Below are 14,521 nucleotides of genomic sequence, written 5' to 3'. Positions count from 1 at the left end.
ATCCGGGACACTTACACACGTGGGGGAACGTCCATGCCACTCGCCACCCTGAGACGCGCCACCCACGAGACCGTCTCCGGCCTCCCCCGCGCGTTCTGGTGGCTGTGGACCAGCACCCTCGTCAACCGGCTCGGCGCCTTCGTCGCCACCTTCATGGCGCTCTACCTCACCCTCGACCGCGGCTACTCCGCCTCCTACGCCGGTCTCGTCGCCTCCCTGCACGGGCTCGGCGGAGTCGTCTCCTCCATCGGCGCCGGCGTCATGACCGACCGGCTCGGGCGGCGGCCCACCCTGCTCGTGGCCCAGGCCTCGACCGCCGCCTCCGTCGCGCTGCTCGGCTTCATGCACCACCCCGTCGCCATCGCCGCCGTCGCCTTCCTGGTCGGCATGGCCTCCAACGCCTCCCGGCCGGCCGTGCAGGCGATGATGGCCGACATCGTGCGGCCCGAGGACCGGGTGCGGGCCTTCTCGCTCAACTACTGGGCCATCAACCTCGGCTTCGCCGTCTCCTCCATGGCCGCCGGGTTCATCGCCGAGTTCAGCTACCTCGCGGGCTTCCTCATCGAGGCCGCGATGACCGCCGTCTGCGCCGTCGTCGTCTTCCTCAAGCTGCCCGAGTCACGGCCCGTCGCCCCGTTCTCCGAGAAGGTGCCCGACGACGTCCGGCTCGGTACCGTCCTGCGCGACGGGCGGTTCATGAGTGTCGTCGGGCTGTCCTTCCTGGTCGCCGTGATCTTCCAGCAGGGTTCCATCGGACTGCCCGTCGCGATGGGCGAGGCCGGGTTCACACCCGCCGACTACGGCCTGGCCATCGCCCTCAACGGAGTGCTGATCGTCGCGCTCCAGATCCCGGTGACCCGGTTCATCCAGGACCGGGATCCGAAGCGGCTCCTCGTCGTCTCGTCCCTGCTCGCGGGGTACGGCTTCGGGCTCACCGCTTTCGCCGGGTCCGTCGGCCTGTTCGCCCTCACCGTGTGCGTGTGGACGCTCGGCGAGATGATCAACGCGCCCACCCAGACCGGGCTCGTCGTCCGCCTCTCCCCCGCCCACGGCCGCGGCCGCTACCAGGGCATGTACACCCTGTCCTGGTCCGTCGCGGCCCTCGTCGCGCCCCTGATGTCCGGTTTCGTCATCGACCACTACGGCGCCGCCTGGCTGTGGGGACTGTGCGCGGTCGTCGGCACGGTCGCCGCGGTGGGGTACGCCGCCCTCATGCGCCGGCTGCCCGACGAGGAGCCCGTGTCCGCCGTACCGGAGAAGGCCGCCGTCAGGGGTGCATCCGCGCACCCTTGAGCACCTTGTCCACCGCGTTGCGCGGCCCGTACACGGAGAGCCCCACCAGATCCAGGTCCGCCGTCGCGACCGCCCTCACCGCCGCCCGGTTGTCCCGGTCGTTGCCCGTCGCGAACAGGTCGCTCGTGAAGAGCGCGCGCGGCAGCGAACGGGACAGCACACGCGCGTGGGCCGCCATCAGCGTCTCCTTGGTGCCCTCGAAGACCAGGACCGGCTGCCGGAACATCGGCAGATAGGGCACCCCGTCGGCGTCCTCGTACGGTTCGCCGAGCACCTCGGGCGCCTGCGCGGCCAGGCCGCTGACCAGGAACGCGGTGACGTTCAGGCGCTGCCAGGTCTCCAGGTCCTCGCGCAGCAGGACGGCGATCTTGGTGTCGAAGCGGATGGGTTCAGTACTCATACGACGAGACTCGCGGCCGTCGTACGACCCCGTCTTGTACGTTCTTTGCATGGCGCCCAGAACAACGACCCCGCAGGAGGTCACCGCGTGGCGCCCGACGATCCCGGGCGTCACCGAGGTCTTCCACGCCCGCTTCACCGAGTACGCCTACCCGATGCACGTGCACGAGGCGTGGACGCTGCTCATCGTGGACGACGGCGCCGTACGGTACGACCTCGACCGGCATGAACACGGCACGCCCGACGACACGGTCTCCCTGCTGCCGCCGCACGTCCCGCACAACGGCTCGCCCGCCACTCCCGGCGGCTTCCGCAAACGGGTCCTCTACCTCGACCGCACCCACCTCGGCGACGAGCTCATCGGGCCCGCCGTCGACGGCCCCGATCTGCGGGACCCCGTACTGCGGCAGCGGGTCGGGCAGTTGCACACGGCACTGACCAGGCCCGGTGAGGAGTTCGAGGCGGAGAGCCGGCTGACGCTCATCGGCGACCGGCTCCGGACCGTCCTCCGGCCGCAGGTGTACGGCGAGCCCGCGCGCCGCGACCCCGCCCTGGCCCGCCGGCTGCGCGAACTCCTCGACGAGCGGGTCGTGGAGGGGCTGTCCCTGGAGGCGGCCGCGGAGGCCGTCCAGGCCCATCCGGCGCATCTGGTACGGGCGTTCAGCAGCGCCTACGGCATCGCGCCGCACCAGTACCTGACCTCACGCCGCGTCGACCGGGCCCGGGGGCTGCTGCTCTCAGGGAGCGGGCCCGCGGAGGTCGCCGCGCTCACCGGGTTCCACGACCAGGCCCATCTCACCCGGCACTTCAAGCGGCTGGTGGGGGTGACGCCGGGGCGGTACCGGGTGAGCGCGAGGAGATCGACGGAAGACGTCCGTCCGGTGATCGTCGGCGGTTAGCGTCGCGGCATGGATGACAGACAGAACATGGATGACCGGCCGAAGTCCTTACCGTTCAGACGTCTCTCCGTCGCCGTCGCGGGGGCGGCGGTGCTGGTCGCCGTGAGCGTGGGCGGTGCCATCGCCGCGAGCTCGGACGACGGGCCCGGCGCCGAGCCGAGCGTCTCGGCCCACCCGGGGGACGAGAGCGGGACCGTCGGCGGCAGCGGAGGGGGCGACGGCGGCAGCGTCGGCGGGGTGGACCCGGACCCGAGCCCCACCTACACGTCACCTGACGACCCCACGGAGGAACCCACCGAGGAACCTTCCGGGCACCCGTCCACCCCGAGCGAGCTGGAAGAGCTCAACCGCCGGATCGCCGAGCTCGACCGGAAGGTCGACGAGCTGCCCACCAAGAAGGAACTCGCCGACGCGCTGCGGGCCTTCGCGGACCAGCTGGACCAGCCGGACACGCCTACGGATCCCGGCCCGAGTCACGAGCCGACCAGCGAGCCCCGGCCGACCGACTCGCTGCCGCCCCACTAGGCGCGGAGCAACCGCGACACTCCGGGGTCAGTCCTCCGCGCGCCGCGTCAGGTGCGTGAACGCGTCCAGGTTGCGCGTCGACTCGCCCCGGGCCACCCGCCACTCGTACTCCCTGCGGATCGCGGTGGCGAAACCCAGCTCCAGCAGCGTGTTGAAGCTCCCGTCGGCCGCCTCGAGGACCTGGCCCAGGAGGCGGTCGACCTCGTCGGCGGTGACCGCGGCGAGCGGGAGCTTGCCGGCGACGTAGACGTCACCGAGCCGGTCGACGGCGTAACTCACTCCGTACAGCTTGAGGTTGCGCTCCAGGAGCCAGCGGTGGACGCCCGCTTCGTTCTCGTCGGGGTGGCGGATGACGAAGGCGTTCACGGAGAGGGAGTGGCGGCCGACCAGCAGCGAGACGGTCGTCTTCAGCTTGCGGGTGCCGGGGAGCTGCACGACGTAGTTGCCGGGCTCCGGACTCTCCCACTCGACCTCGGCGTCCTTGAGAACGCCCTCGATGACCTGCGCCGCCTTCTCTGCCTCAGCCATGGAGCGAGCGTACGTGACGCCGGTACGACTGCGCGGCGGCCACGTACACGTCCGCCGTCGCCGCGGCCGCGGTGTCCCAGCCGAAGGACTGGGCGTGCCGGGCCGCCGCCTCGCCCATGCGGGGCGAGAGCGCCGGGTCGTCGGCGAAATCGCGCAGCACGCGCGCGTAGGCGGCCGGATCGTGTCCTCGTACGAGGAAGCCGGTCCGTCCGTCGGCCACGGCCACCGGCAGCCCGCCGACCGCCGCCGCGAGCACCGGAGTGCCGGCCGCCTGCGCCTCTATGGCGACCAGCCCGAAGGACTCGCTGTAGGACGGCATGACCAGTACGGACGCGGCCCGGAACCAGTCGGCGAGCTGTTCCTGGCCGACGGGCGGGTGGAACCGTACGACATCCGCGATGCCGAGCCGGGAGGCCAGCTTCTGGAGGCCCTCCGGCTTGGCGAGGCCGCTGCCGCTGAGGCCGCCGACGACCGGGACGAGGATGCGGGAGCGCAGGTCGGGGCGCTGGTCGAGGAGGACCGCCACCGCGCGCAGCAGGACGTCGGGGGCCTTCAGGGGCTGGATGCGGCCCGCGAAGAGGGGGATCAGGGCGTCCTGGGGCAGGCCGAGACGGGCGCGGGCCGCGGCGCGGCCGTCCGCCGGGCGGAAGCGGTCGAGGTTCACGCCGGGGTGCACGACGGCGACCTTGGCGGGGTCGGCCGCGTAGTGGTGGACGAGTTCCTCGCGCTCCTCGGCGGTGTTCGCGATGAGGCGGTCGGCGGCGGAGACGATCTGGGTCTCGCCGATGACGCGGGCGGCGGGCTCGGGGGTGTCGCCGTCGGCGAGGTTGGCGTTCTTGACCTTGGCCATGGTGTGCATGGCGTGCACGAGCGGGGTGCCCCAGCGCTGGGCGGCGAGCCAGCCGACGTGGCCGGAGAGCCAGTAGTGCGAGTGGACCAGGTCGTAGTGGCCGGGGCGGTGACCGGCCCAGGCCTGCATCACGCCGTGCGTGAAGGCGCACAGCTGGGCGGGGAGGTCCTCCTTGTTGAGGCCCTCGTAGGGGCCCGCGTCGATGTGGCGGACCAGGACGCCGGGGGCCATCTCGACGACCGGTGGCAGACCGCCCGTGGTCGCGCGCGTGAAGATCTCGACCTCGATGTTGATCGCGGCGAGGCGCTGGGCGAGCTCCACGATGTAGACGTTCATGCCGCCCGCGTCGCCGGTGCCGGGCTGGTGGAGCGGGGAGGTGTGCACGGAGAGCATCGCGACGCGGCGGGGGCGGCGGTGCGGGTGCCACAGCCGCGAGGGCGTGGCCGGAGAGCGACGCTGGAGCCTGCTGATGTACTGGCTCACGTGGCGTTCCTCCTCGCTGCGGGCATGCCGGTCGGAGGGTGCGGGGCGCCCTCCAAGGTGGGGAACACCGGAGGGAGGCATTCCCATTCCGGGCGGGACGGTTTTTGCCGAGGTATTACCGGGGGTCGCTCAACCGTTCGAGAGGGAGGTGCGTTGGGGGGTGGTGGGGGCGGTGCCTTATCTGGTGGGGCGGTGCCAGTGGCTACTGGCACCGGTGCCGGCATCTGACCGCGTACCCGCCGCATACCCTCGTAGGCATGACGTCCCGTGCCGCCTCCCGCCCTGTGGGCACGGTCACGCGCGGGACGACCAACCCCAACCGGCTGCGCCGCATGGACCGCTGGATCGCGGCGACCCACGGCGCCGAGCTGCGCCGCGCCGCCGAACCGGTCGCGGTCGACCTCGGGTACGGGGCCGCGCCCTGGACCGCCGTCGAACTGCTCGCGCGACTCCGTGCGGCGGCTCCACGCACGCGCGTGGTCGGCGTGGAGATCGAACCGGCGCGGGTGGCGGCGGCACGGCCCTACGAGCGGGACGGACTCGTCTTCCGGCACGGCGGGTTCGAGATCCCGGTGCGCGAACGGCCCCTGCTGATCCGGGCGGCGAACGTACTGCGCCAGTACGACGAAGCCGAGGTGGCCGCCGTGTGGGAGCGGCTGTGCGCGCGGCTCGCGCCGGCCTCGGACCGCTCCCGTGGGGGACTGCTCGTCGAGGGGACCTGCGACGAGATCGGGCGCCGGCACGTGTGGGTCGCGCTCGGCCCCGAGGGCCCGCGAACGGTCACCTTCGCGACCCGACTGGGGTCGCTGGAGCGGCCTTCCGACCTCGCCGAGCGGCTGCCGAAGGCGCTGATCCACCGCAACGTCCCGGGCGAGCCGGTGCACGCCTTCCTCCACGACTTCGACCGCGCGTGGGCAGCGGCGGCGCCCTACGCGTCGTACGGCGCCCGCCAACGATGGATCCGAACAGCCCACCACCTGACCACGGACTGGCCCCTCACGGACGGCCCTTCACGCTGGAGGCAGGGAGAAGTGACGGTGGCTTGGGGGGCGTTGGCGCCGCGGGGGTGAGTCGGGGGGGCGGGGTGAGTCGCGGGGGGGGGACGTGGTGAGTCGCGGGGTCGGGGGGGGGAGTCGCGGGGCATCGGGAGGGCGTCGTGCGGAGGGCCGGGGTGGTGGAACGGCCCGCCGGGGCCCCCGTTCGCCGAGGCCGTCGACCGCTGGGCCGGGGGCGTGAGGCGGACGCCGGGCGAAGGAGATCCGGAAGCGCGGCGTGGGTGAACCCCTCGGCACCGAGCGGAAGATGCGGGAGCGGTGGAGCCGCCCGCCGGGGCCCCGCTGTCGGCCGCTGGGCCGGGAACCTGAGGCAGACGCCGGGCGGAACAGATCCGGAAGCGCGGCGTGGGTGAACCCCTGGGCACGGGACGGAAGATGCCGGGGCTGCGGAGCCGCCCGCCCGGGCCCCGGGTTCGCTGGTGCCGTCGGGTCCTGGCCCGTGGGCGTGTGGCTGACGCCAGGGTCACGCTCGCTGATGCCATCGGCGCTGGCCCGTGGCGGCGTGAGGCGGACGCCGGGGCCCGCATTTCGCGGACGCCGGCGGCGGGAGGGCCGAGGCGGCGGAGCCGCCCCCGGCCCCGCGTTCGCCGATGCCGTCGGCCGCTGGGTTGTGGGGGCGTGAGGTGGACGCCGGGCGAAGGAGATCCGGAAGCGCGGCGTGGATGAACCCCTGGTACACCAGGCGGAGGATGGCGGGTGACACGGCACGGACTCGCCCTGCGGATGAGGTGCAGACCGCCGCGTGGACGAGCAGTGGTGTTGCCACGCGGGGTGTGCCGCGGGACGCAGCACGAAGGAGTGCCGGCACCGGAAATCCCGCCCGGGGACTGCGGATCCGCACGAGCCGCGGCCCCCCGCCTGGACGCGCCCCGCGCAACCCCGGCACCCCAGCCCTACGCGCGCCCTGCGAAATCCCGAAGCCCCAGCCCCGCCCGCGCCGCCCCGACGCACCCCCGCCCCCAAACACCCACCGAACCCCGCGCCTCCCCTGAACTCCCGTGAACCCCCCAGACGAACCCGCCCCCCGGGAACGATCTGTGTGAGTCGTTCGTCACAAAGTCGGGGAGATCGTCTTCGCGGGGCGGGGAGTGGGGGAGACACCGACGGGCGCAGGACTCGACGGCGTTCACGGGGCGCGAAGGGGTACGCCCGGAAGCCCTGCCTCTGTCGCTTTCGGCCATGACGTGGCACGATCCCCCGAGCACCGTAAGTTACTGACGGTAAATCAGCTTTGGGGGCACACGTATGGGGACGGGCAAGCGCGGTCTGATCGCTACGGCCGTGACCGTGATCGGCGCGGTCGCCGTACTCGCGGCACCCGGCACCGCCTTCGCCGCCCCGAGTCCGACCCCCACCCCCTCCCCCACGTCCTCCCCGACCACCGTCACCAACAAGGACATCGAGGCCGTACGCAAACGCCTCGACGCGCTCTACCACGACGCCGCCGTCGCCACCGACGCCTACAACGCCGCCGAGGAGAAGGCCGAACAGCAGTCGGCCCAGATCGTCGCGCTGGCCAAGAAGATCGTGAAGGGCCAGGAGAGGCTCAAGCAGCTCAAGGCCCGCGCGGGCGCCGCGGCCGCCGCCCAGTACCGCAGCAACGGCCTGCCCGACGAGGCCCAGCTGATGCTGAGCGACAACCCGCAGGAGTTCCTGGACGCGACCGGCCGGGTCCTCCAGGGCCAGCGCGCCACCAAGGCCCTCATCGCCGAACTGACCCGGACCCAGCAGGACTTGAAGCAGTACGCCGAGGACGCCTCCGCCCAGTGGACCAAGCTGGAGGCGGGCCGCAAGGCGAAGGCGGCGGCCAAGAAGAAGGTCGAGCAGCAGATCGCGGCGGCCGAACAGCTCGAGTCCCAGCTGGAGGAGAGGGAGAAGGCACGCCTCGCCGAACTGGAGGAGGAGGCAGCCCACAAGGCCCAGAGCGCCTGGCTGGACTCCGGCATCCTCGACGAGATCGACGGCAAAGCGAGCGACGCGGGCAAGATCGCCGTCCAGTTCGCGACGACCCAGATCGGCAAACCGTACGAATGGGGCGCCGAGGGCCCGGACTCGTACGACTGCTCGGGGCTGACCTCACAGGCATGGGCGAGCGCCGGCAAGCCCATCCCGCGCACCTCGCAGGAGCAGTGGAAGCAGCTCCAGCACGTCGACATCAAGGACATGCGGCCCGGCGACCTGATCATCTACTTCGACGACGCCAGCCATGTGGCGATGTACCTCGGCGAGGGCGCGATCGTGCACGCCCCGCGCCCGGGACGGACGGTGACCCTCGCGGGCGCGGGCTCGATGCCGATCCTCGGAGTGGTGCGCCCGGACGCGTGAGCGTCACCCACAACAGCGTGAGACCTGGGTCATGTGACCCGGCACACCCCTGACGACCCCGCAAACCTGCCGCGGACGTGACGTTCGTCATCCCCACGACACCTGTCACCTGTCCAACTGCGGTACGGAACGCGGCATATGACAGTGGCCACCGGCCAAGCCACGTGTCGCACACCATTCCTTTCCCGGCCCGGCACCCGCTATGGTCCCCGTCGGTGGATCGAGGCCCCTCGCCCCACCGTGCCCTCGGGGGGAGGGAAGGAACCGAGACCATGCCCGTACCCATACCGCGGCAGCGAGCGATCCCGGCCGTGGAGAGTGGTCAGGCGCAGGCCGCACCCCAGGACGGCCCCTCCAGGAACGACACCCCGCGCAAGGAAGCCACGGTCGACAACAACGCCGCCACCCAACTGACCCTGCTGGTGATCGAGGACGATCCCGGCGGCTCCACGGTCGTCCCCGAACTCCTGGACCCGGCCGGCAAGCCGATCCGTGTCCGCACCGCCCGCAACCTCACCGAGGCCGAGCGGCTGCTCACGGACGACGTGCACTGCATCCTGCTCGACCTCGCGCTGCCCGGGTCGGGCCGCACCGCCGACGACGACGAGCTCGCCGTACTCCGCCATGTCCTGGAGCTCGCGCCCCGGCACGCCGTCCTCGCGCTGACCGCGTCCGGAGACGCGGAGCGCGGCGCGGAGGCGGTCCGGGTGGGGGCCCAGGACTACCTTTTCCGGGACGAGTTGGACGGCCGGCTGCTGAGCCGGGCGATCCGGTACGCGGTGGAGCGGAAACGTTCCGACACGGCAGAGCGCCGGCTCGCCGAGGGACGGGTGCGGGCGCAGGAGAACCGGCGTCTGGAGCGCGGGCTGCTGCCCACACCGCTGCTGGAGGGCTCCTCGCTACGCTTCGCCGCGCGCTACCGCCCGGGTCGCTCGCGGGCACTGCTCGGCGGGGACTTCTACGACGTCGTACGGACTCCCGACGGGACCGTGCACGCGATGATCGGTGACGTCTGCGGGCACGGCCCCGACGAGGCGGCGCTCGGCGTGGAGCTGCGCATCGCCTGGCGAGCGCTGACTCTGGCGGGCCTGTGCGGGGACGAGCTGCTCGGCACGCTCCAGGAGGTGCTGGAGCACGAGCGCTCCGACGACGAGATCTTCGCGACCCTGTGCACGGTCGACATCGCGCCGGACGGACGCCGGGCGGGGCTGTGCCTCGCCGGACACCCCGCACCGCTGGTGGCCAGCCCGGGACGACCCGCGCGGCTGCTGCCGTACGACAACAACGGGCCCGCGCTGGGACTGCTGCCCGGCGCCCGCTGGCCCCGGATGCAGGTCGAGCTGGGCGCGGAGTGGAGCCTGATGCTCTACACCGACGGGCTGATCGAGGGGCACGTCGGTCAGGGGCGGGAGCGGCTCGGGCAGGACGGGATGGTGTCGATGATCCGCCGCCAGCTGTCCGAGGGGCTGCGGGGCGAGGAACTGCTGCGGGCCGCGGTGAACGAGGTGCGGTCGCTCAACGGGGGCGAGCTGGCGGACGACGTGGCGGTACTGCTGCTCGACCGGGAGGGTTAGCGGTTCGGCGCCCCCCGGGGTGGGTCTCCGGCCCCGGCTCCCGTCAGCGCCCGCCGTTGTACGGACCGTAGGGGCCGTCGCTGCTCGAACCCCTGCCCCGGCCGCTGCGGCCGCCGCCCGGCAGGGCACGGATCGCCGGGCGTACGTCGACCATGTACACGATCGTCGCGATGAGGCCGATGATCGGCAGGAACGACAGGATGTTGAAGATCAGGTTCACCACGAAGGCGAGCCCGAGAATGATCAGCCAGAAGGGCTTGGTCTTCTTGTCGGCCGCACGGTAGGCGTCCTCGCGGCGGATGGCGGCGTCGAACAGCGCGAAACCGCTGAAAACGATCAGGGCCATGCTCAGCAGCCACATGAAGCCTGCGAACCCCTGCATCAGCACAACGTCCACCACCCGACTCGGCTCGTGATTACGCGGTCACCGTACCCGCTCCCGCGAGTCAGCTACCCGAAGAACGGGCCGGGCACTCGGTAAGTGCCCGGCCCGTGACCCTGAAGTGTCCCGCTGTGCCCTGCTCGGCAGGCGAGCTGCCCTGCTTGCTGCCTTACTTGGCGGGCGGGGTCTTCTTCGCCGTGGTCTTGCGCGGCGTGGTCTTCTTGGCGGCGGGGGCCGTCTTCTTGGCGGGGGCCGGCGCGGGGGCGGCGGCCGCGGGCTTCGCGGCGGGGGCCGGGGCCGGCGTCGCGACCTTGATGTCGCCCGGCTCGGCGTTGGGCTCGACCGCGATCGCCAGTTCCTCGATCTCCTCGGCGGCCTCGCCGCGCCAGGTCTTCACGGCCTGCTCGCCGTGCTCGGCGACCTTCTCGTAGGTCTCCCGGGCCTTGACGGCGTACTCGGCGGCCACGCCCACGCTGCGCAGGGCGAGGTCCTGGGCGGACTCACCGAGCTTCTTCAGGTCGGCGTCGAGGGTGGAGCCGAGCTTCTTGATGTCGCCGTCCAGGCTGGTGAAGAACTCACCGACCTTGGCCTGGAGGGTCTCCTGCGTCTCCTTGACCTTGGCGCCGGCCTCCTTGGCACGGGCCTGGGCCTTCTCCTGGACCGCCTTCGGGTCGGTGCCGCGCACGGCCTCGATCCGGGCCGGCGCCTCGGCGCGGAGCTGCTCCACCAGGCCGGGCACCTTCTTGGCCTCCTGGAAGGCCAGGTCACCGGCGCCGGCGAGGAAGTAGAGCGGGGTCGGGTCCTTTACGGCCTTGCGGATGTCGTCGGTGATGGCCATGGCGATGGTCCTCCCGGGTCGCTTTCTGCTGAGGGTTTTGGGTCCCGCGTGCCTGTCGGCGTGCAGTCGGGTCGTGTGCTGACTCAACTGGCCGTCTGGTGCGGGTCGGCGTCGCTGCCGTCGGTCGTTCGGTCGTGTTCCTGGGCACCGGCCGCACTGTCGCCGTGCTTGTCGCCGTACTCGTCGCCATGCTTCTCGCCATGCCCGTCGCTCTGTGCGGGGGCGGCGTCCGCCGGGGCGATCTCGAAGCCGTTCTCCTTGCGGAAGGACTCGTAGATCTGGAGCAGCACCTGCTTCTGCCGCTCGTTGAGCGTGGGATCGGCGAGGATGACCGCACGTGTCTCCACGTCGTCCCGGTCCCGCTCGGCGTCGAGGATGCCGGCTCGCACGTACAGCGTCTCGGCGGAGATCCGCAGGGCCTTGGCGACCTGCTGCAACACCTCCGCGCTCGGCTTGCGCAGCCCGCGCTCGATCTGGCTCAGATACGGATTCGATACACCGGCGGCGTCGGCGAGCTGCCTGAGCGACAGCTGCGCGGTGCGCCGCTGTTCACGCAGATACTCACCGAGATTGCCGACGTTGAGCGATGCCATGCCTCCACCTTGCCCCACCCCCGCTAACTATTGCAAGCACCCGCTTGCAAAAGTGCGCCACGCCACGTGTGGCGGATGGGTGCCGGGAGTCGTGTCCCGGTGGCTTGCACATCCCATGCCTCCACTGGGTCTGGCGGTGGCAGCTGATCCGCCGGACGATCGCGGGATGGGCAAGCGGGAGACGCCGGAGGAAGTGGTCCGCCGACTCGGGCGGGAGATTTTCGGGTTCCTGGCGGAGGAGGGATTTGCCGGCCCCCACGACATCGATGGTGGTTTCGACTATGCCGGTCACGATCTGCGGATCTCCATCCACCACTACTTCTGGAAGAACGAGGCTGAAGTCGTCGCAGACGTTTTTGTCCTGGGGGAATCCGGCCCCAGGGCCCACGCGGGCATTGCTCAGCTCTACGCCGAGTGCGGCCTCGGGGCCGTCAATCATCTGCCCGGTACCGCTGTCAGCGCCAAGCTCGTCGAACTTCGCGTCCGGGCCTTCGCCGCCGCCCTCCGAGCTTTGTTGCCGTACCTCCTCGCGCCCCATCCCGCCGGGCTCGTCCGCCGGGCATCTGCCCGCCCATGACGCGACGGGAGGATTGACCTCACCGACGGGCCGGTCTCGTTCCTCACGGATGCGGAGCGAGCCAAGGGACCGTCGTGGCACTGGAGTGGCGCGACCACGACACCGGCACGTCCCGCAGGTCGCGGTCGAACGACAGACCCGCCGCGTACACCGTGGCCGAGTCCACTTCGGCGGACGGCACGGCGAGGACATTCCGTAGCTCGACGGGTTCTCCCCGCGTGATCCCGTAAGCCCAGTTCCTCCGACCGCCAGCCCTTCTCCCCCCCTCGCGGTCCCCCCGCCCCTCTCTCTTCTGGCCCGCGCCCCTACTCCACCCCACCCCCAACTCCCCCGCCACCCAGTCCCCATGGCGGCGAACCCCCCGCGCGCCCGCCCCCACACCGCCCCGCCCAACCCGCTCCCCCGCCACTGTCAGTGCCGTATGCGACGCTCTGCGTATGGGTTTCTTCGATGATCTCGTGCTTGCTGAAGGGCCGGTCGGGGAGCGGGTCGTGACGGCCTGGTTACGGCCGGCCGGGGAGGACGACGGGCGGTACGCGCCGCCCGTCGACCGGTTCGCGCCCGCGCTCTCGCCGCAGCTCGACGTGGTCGGCGTGGGGGCGGAGACGCGGGTCGTGGTGACGGGATGGTCCGTGTGGCCCCGGTCGGTCACCCTGCATCTGTCGGTGTTCCGCAGGACCCGCAGACAGAGCGGGGATCCACGACGGCAGTCAGGACTCCGCGTGGGGCTGCTGTTCTCCGACGGACGCCGGGTGACCTCGCTGGACGGCACCGTGATGCGCGGGGTCCGGTTCACGGGCGACGACGGTCTGCCCCGGGAAGCGGCGACCGAGCAGGCCGTCGGGCTGATCCCGTTGGATCCCGGCCTGCATCACTCCCGCAGGTCGCTCTTCAAGACCGACGTGGACCTGTATCTGCCGGAGCTCCCGCCCCCGGGCGACACGCAGTTGGTGATCGAGTGGCCGGACGAGGGCGTACCCGAGACCCGCACCCCCGTCGACACCGCCGCGCTCCTCGCCGCGTCCCGCAGGGCCCACGAGGTGTGGCCCGACCTCGAACCGCCCGATCCGGAAGAACCGCCGACGAGGTTCATGACCGTGGAGGTGAGCGGCCCCCCGGCGCTCCTGGCACCACCGCTCACCAGGCGCCAGCGCGAGGAGCGGCAGCGCGAGGAGGAAGCTCGTCGGCGCTATGTGCCCCAGGCCGACTGGAAGCGGATGGGCTACCACGACTGGGGTGACGCGGCCCTGATCCGGGCCCGGCTGGAGGGCGGTGCCCCACCCCAGGCCGCCGTCGGATGGCACGGCACCACCCCGCTGCACCTCACGGCGGAACAGGGCTCGGCGGAAGCGGTGAGCGCGCTCCTCCCCCACATCACGGACGTCGACGTACGCGACCACGACGACCACACCCCCCTCTGGTACGCCGTGGCCAGCATGGACGAGGCCACCGTGCGCGCGCTGGTCGACGCCGGGGCGGATGTCTGGACACCGCAGGCCCCGCCCTGGTCACCGGGCCGGCTCCTGCTGACCACTCCGCTCGCGCCGCTCGTCCGGGACCTGCCCGGAGCGGTGGAGCTGTCTCCACGGGAGGTCGCCGCCCAGGAGGCCGCCGACGCGCTCATCGCCGCGTTCGGCACCGAACCGCTGTGGACCGAAGGGCTCGGCGTCTGCTTCGTACAGGGCCTGGACGAGGACGAGTTGATACGACGGCTCGGCGCCGACCCCGCCCAGTGCCCGCGTACCGACCTCGACGACGCCCCCTTCGAGCCGCTGGACTACGACGAGTCCCTGCGCTACGTGGGCGTCAGCGGCGTGGCCGGCGCCCCCGGTGGCTGCGTCATCGCCCAGGACGGCTACATGCCCAGCGACGACGCCGTGCTGCGGGCGATATCGGCGGGCACCACGGCCTACGGGGTGTACTTCAACCCGAAGGGCGGCACGTTCGGCGCGCTCGCCCGAGACGGCGAGATCGTCGCGGGCGACGAGATCCATCTCCGGCCGCACGACTCGGACCCGGACGCGTACTGGACGTTCCGTTTCTGGCAGCGCAAGCACGCCTTCCCCTACGGCGCCGACACCCTCGCCTACTGCTGCGCCGCCGCGGGCCTGAACCTCGCCGCTGGACGGGACGCGGTCGACCTGCGCACCCCGCACCGCTGGGTCCCCCTCCCGCCGAGCCTCCAACGCTGAGCACGACC

Annotated in this window: 15 protein-coding genes; 8 read left to right on the top strand and 7 right to left on the bottom strand. The window is 71.9% G+C overall.

Annotation, left to right across the window (positions count from 1 at the left end; translation table 11 throughout):
- Positions 1-33 precede the first annotated feature (33 nt).
- Positions 34-1,293 carry an MFS transporter gene (locus OHN19_RS23225; RefSeq protein ID WP_330266022.1) on the top strand — a complete coding sequence of 420 codons (1,260 nt, stop codon included), beginning with the start codon at positions 34-36 and terminating at the stop codon, positions 1,291-1,293.
- Here OHN19_RS23225 and OHN19_RS23220 read toward each other — a convergent pair.
- Positions 1,268-1,693: a DUF2000 domain-containing protein gene (locus OHN19_RS23220; protein WP_330266021.1), complete on the bottom strand. Its 426-nt coding sequence runs from the start codon at positions 1,691-1,693 to the stop codon at positions 1,268-1,270. The genes OHN19_RS23225 and OHN19_RS23220 overlap by 26 nt on opposite strands.
- A gap of 49 nt (positions 1,694-1,742) precedes the next feature.
- Between OHN19_RS23220 and OHN19_RS23215 the strand changes: the two genes are divergently transcribed.
- A complete protein-coding gene (locus OHN19_RS23215; RefSeq protein ID WP_330266020.1) occupies positions 1,743-2,591 on the top strand; it encodes an AraC family transcriptional regulator in 849 nt (282 codons plus the stop codon).
- 9 nt (positions 2,592-2,600) lie between these two features.
- Positions 2,601-3,116 carry a hypothetical protein gene (locus OHN19_RS23210; RefSeq protein WP_330266019.1) on the top strand — a complete coding sequence of 172 codons (516 nt, stop codon included), beginning with the start codon at positions 2,601-2,603 and terminating at the stop codon, positions 3,114-3,116.
- Between the two features lie 27 nt (positions 3,117-3,143).
- Here OHN19_RS23210 and OHN19_RS23205 read toward each other — a convergent pair whose 3' ends face one another.
- Positions 3,144-3,644 (bottom strand): YbjN domain-containing protein, encoded by a 501-nt coding sequence (locus OHN19_RS23205; protein WP_330266018.1) that lies wholly within the window; start codon positions 3,642-3,644, stop codon positions 3,144-3,146.
- Positions 3,637-4,977 (bottom strand): D-inositol-3-phosphate glycosyltransferase, encoded by a 1,341-nt coding sequence (gene mshA / locus OHN19_RS23200; RefSeq protein ID WP_330266017.1) that lies wholly within the window; start codon positions 4,975-4,977, stop codon positions 3,637-3,639. The genes OHN19_RS23205 and mshA overlap by 8 nt, the downstream gene beginning before the upstream one ends.
- Positions 4,978-5,234: 257 nt before the next feature.
- Here mshA and OHN19_RS23195 point away from each other — a divergent pair, with 257 nt between their 5' ends.
- The 3 genes from OHN19_RS23195 to OHN19_RS23185 all read left to right on the top strand — a co-directional run bounded on the left by OHN19_RS23195 (position 5,235) and on the right by OHN19_RS23185 (position 9,931).
- The gene (locus OHN19_RS23195) at positions 5,235-6,047 is read left to right on the top strand and encodes a class I SAM-dependent methyltransferase (RefSeq protein WP_330266016.1); all 813 of its coding nucleotides are present in this window, start codon (positions 5,235-5,237) and stop codon (positions 6,045-6,047) included.
- 1,230 nt (positions 6,048-7,277) lie between these two features.
- Positions 7,278-8,357, top strand: coding sequence for a C40 family peptidase (locus OHN19_RS23190; RefSeq protein ID WP_330266015.1), 1,080 nt, complete (start codon positions 7,278-7,280; stop codon positions 8,355-8,357).
- A 272-nt stretch (positions 8,358-8,629) separates the two neighbouring features.
- Positions 8,630-9,931, top strand: a complete 1,302-nt coding sequence (locus OHN19_RS23185) for a PP2C family protein-serine/threonine phosphatase (protein ID WP_330266014.1) — start codon at positions 8,630-8,632, stop codon at positions 9,929-9,931.
- 43 nt (positions 9,932-9,974) lie between these two features.
- Here the strand turns inward: OHN19_RS23185 and OHN19_RS23180 are convergent, their stop codons facing one another.
- From OHN19_RS23180 to OHN19_RS23170, 3 genes are all read right to left on the bottom strand, one after another.
- Complete coding sequence (locus OHN19_RS23180; protein ID WP_030318102.1) at positions 9,975-10,313, bottom strand: DUF2516 family protein; 339 nt, start codon at positions 10,311-10,313, stop codon at positions 9,975-9,977.
- Positions 10,314-10,482: 169 nt separating this feature from the next.
- Positions 10,483-11,151, bottom strand: coding sequence for a hypothetical protein (locus OHN19_RS23175; RefSeq protein WP_330266013.1), 669 nt, complete (start codon positions 11,149-11,151; stop codon positions 10,483-10,485).
- Between the two features lie 83 nt (positions 11,152-11,234).
- A complete protein-coding gene (locus OHN19_RS23170; protein WP_330266012.1) occupies positions 11,235-11,744 on the bottom strand; it encodes a helix-turn-helix domain-containing protein in 510 nt (169 codons plus the stop codon).
- A gap of 166 nt (positions 11,745-11,910) precedes the next feature.
- Here OHN19_RS23170 and OHN19_RS23165 point away from each other — a divergent pair, with 166 nt between their 5' ends.
- A complete protein-coding gene (locus tag OHN19_RS23165; protein ID WP_330266011.1) occupies positions 11,911-12,321 on the top strand; it encodes a hypothetical protein in 411 nt (136 codons plus the stop codon).
- A gap of 43 nt (positions 12,322-12,364) precedes the next feature.
- Here OHN19_RS23165 and OHN19_RS23160 read toward each other — a convergent pair whose 3' ends face one another.
- Positions 12,365-12,502: a hypothetical protein gene (locus tag OHN19_RS23160; RefSeq protein ID WP_330266010.1), complete on the bottom strand. Its 138-nt coding sequence runs from the start codon at positions 12,500-12,502 to the stop codon at positions 12,365-12,367.
- Positions 12,503-12,758: 256 nt separating this feature from the next.
- Here OHN19_RS23160 and OHN19_RS23155 point away from each other — a divergent pair, with 256 nt between their 5' ends.
- Entirely contained in the window at positions 12,759-14,513 is a 1,755-nt protein-coding gene (locus tag OHN19_RS23155) for an ankyrin repeat domain-containing protein (protein ID WP_330266009.1), read from the top strand.
- Positions 14,514-14,521 lie beyond the last annotated feature (8 nt).

The sequence above is a fragment of the Streptomyces griseorubiginosus genome (assembly GCF_036345115.1).
In the GTDB taxonomy this organism is placed as follows: domain Bacteria; phylum Actinomycetota; class Actinomycetes; order Streptomycetales; family Streptomycetaceae; genus Streptomyces; species Streptomyces griseorubiginosus_C.
This window is presented reverse-complemented; position numbering and strand designations above follow the sequence as displayed.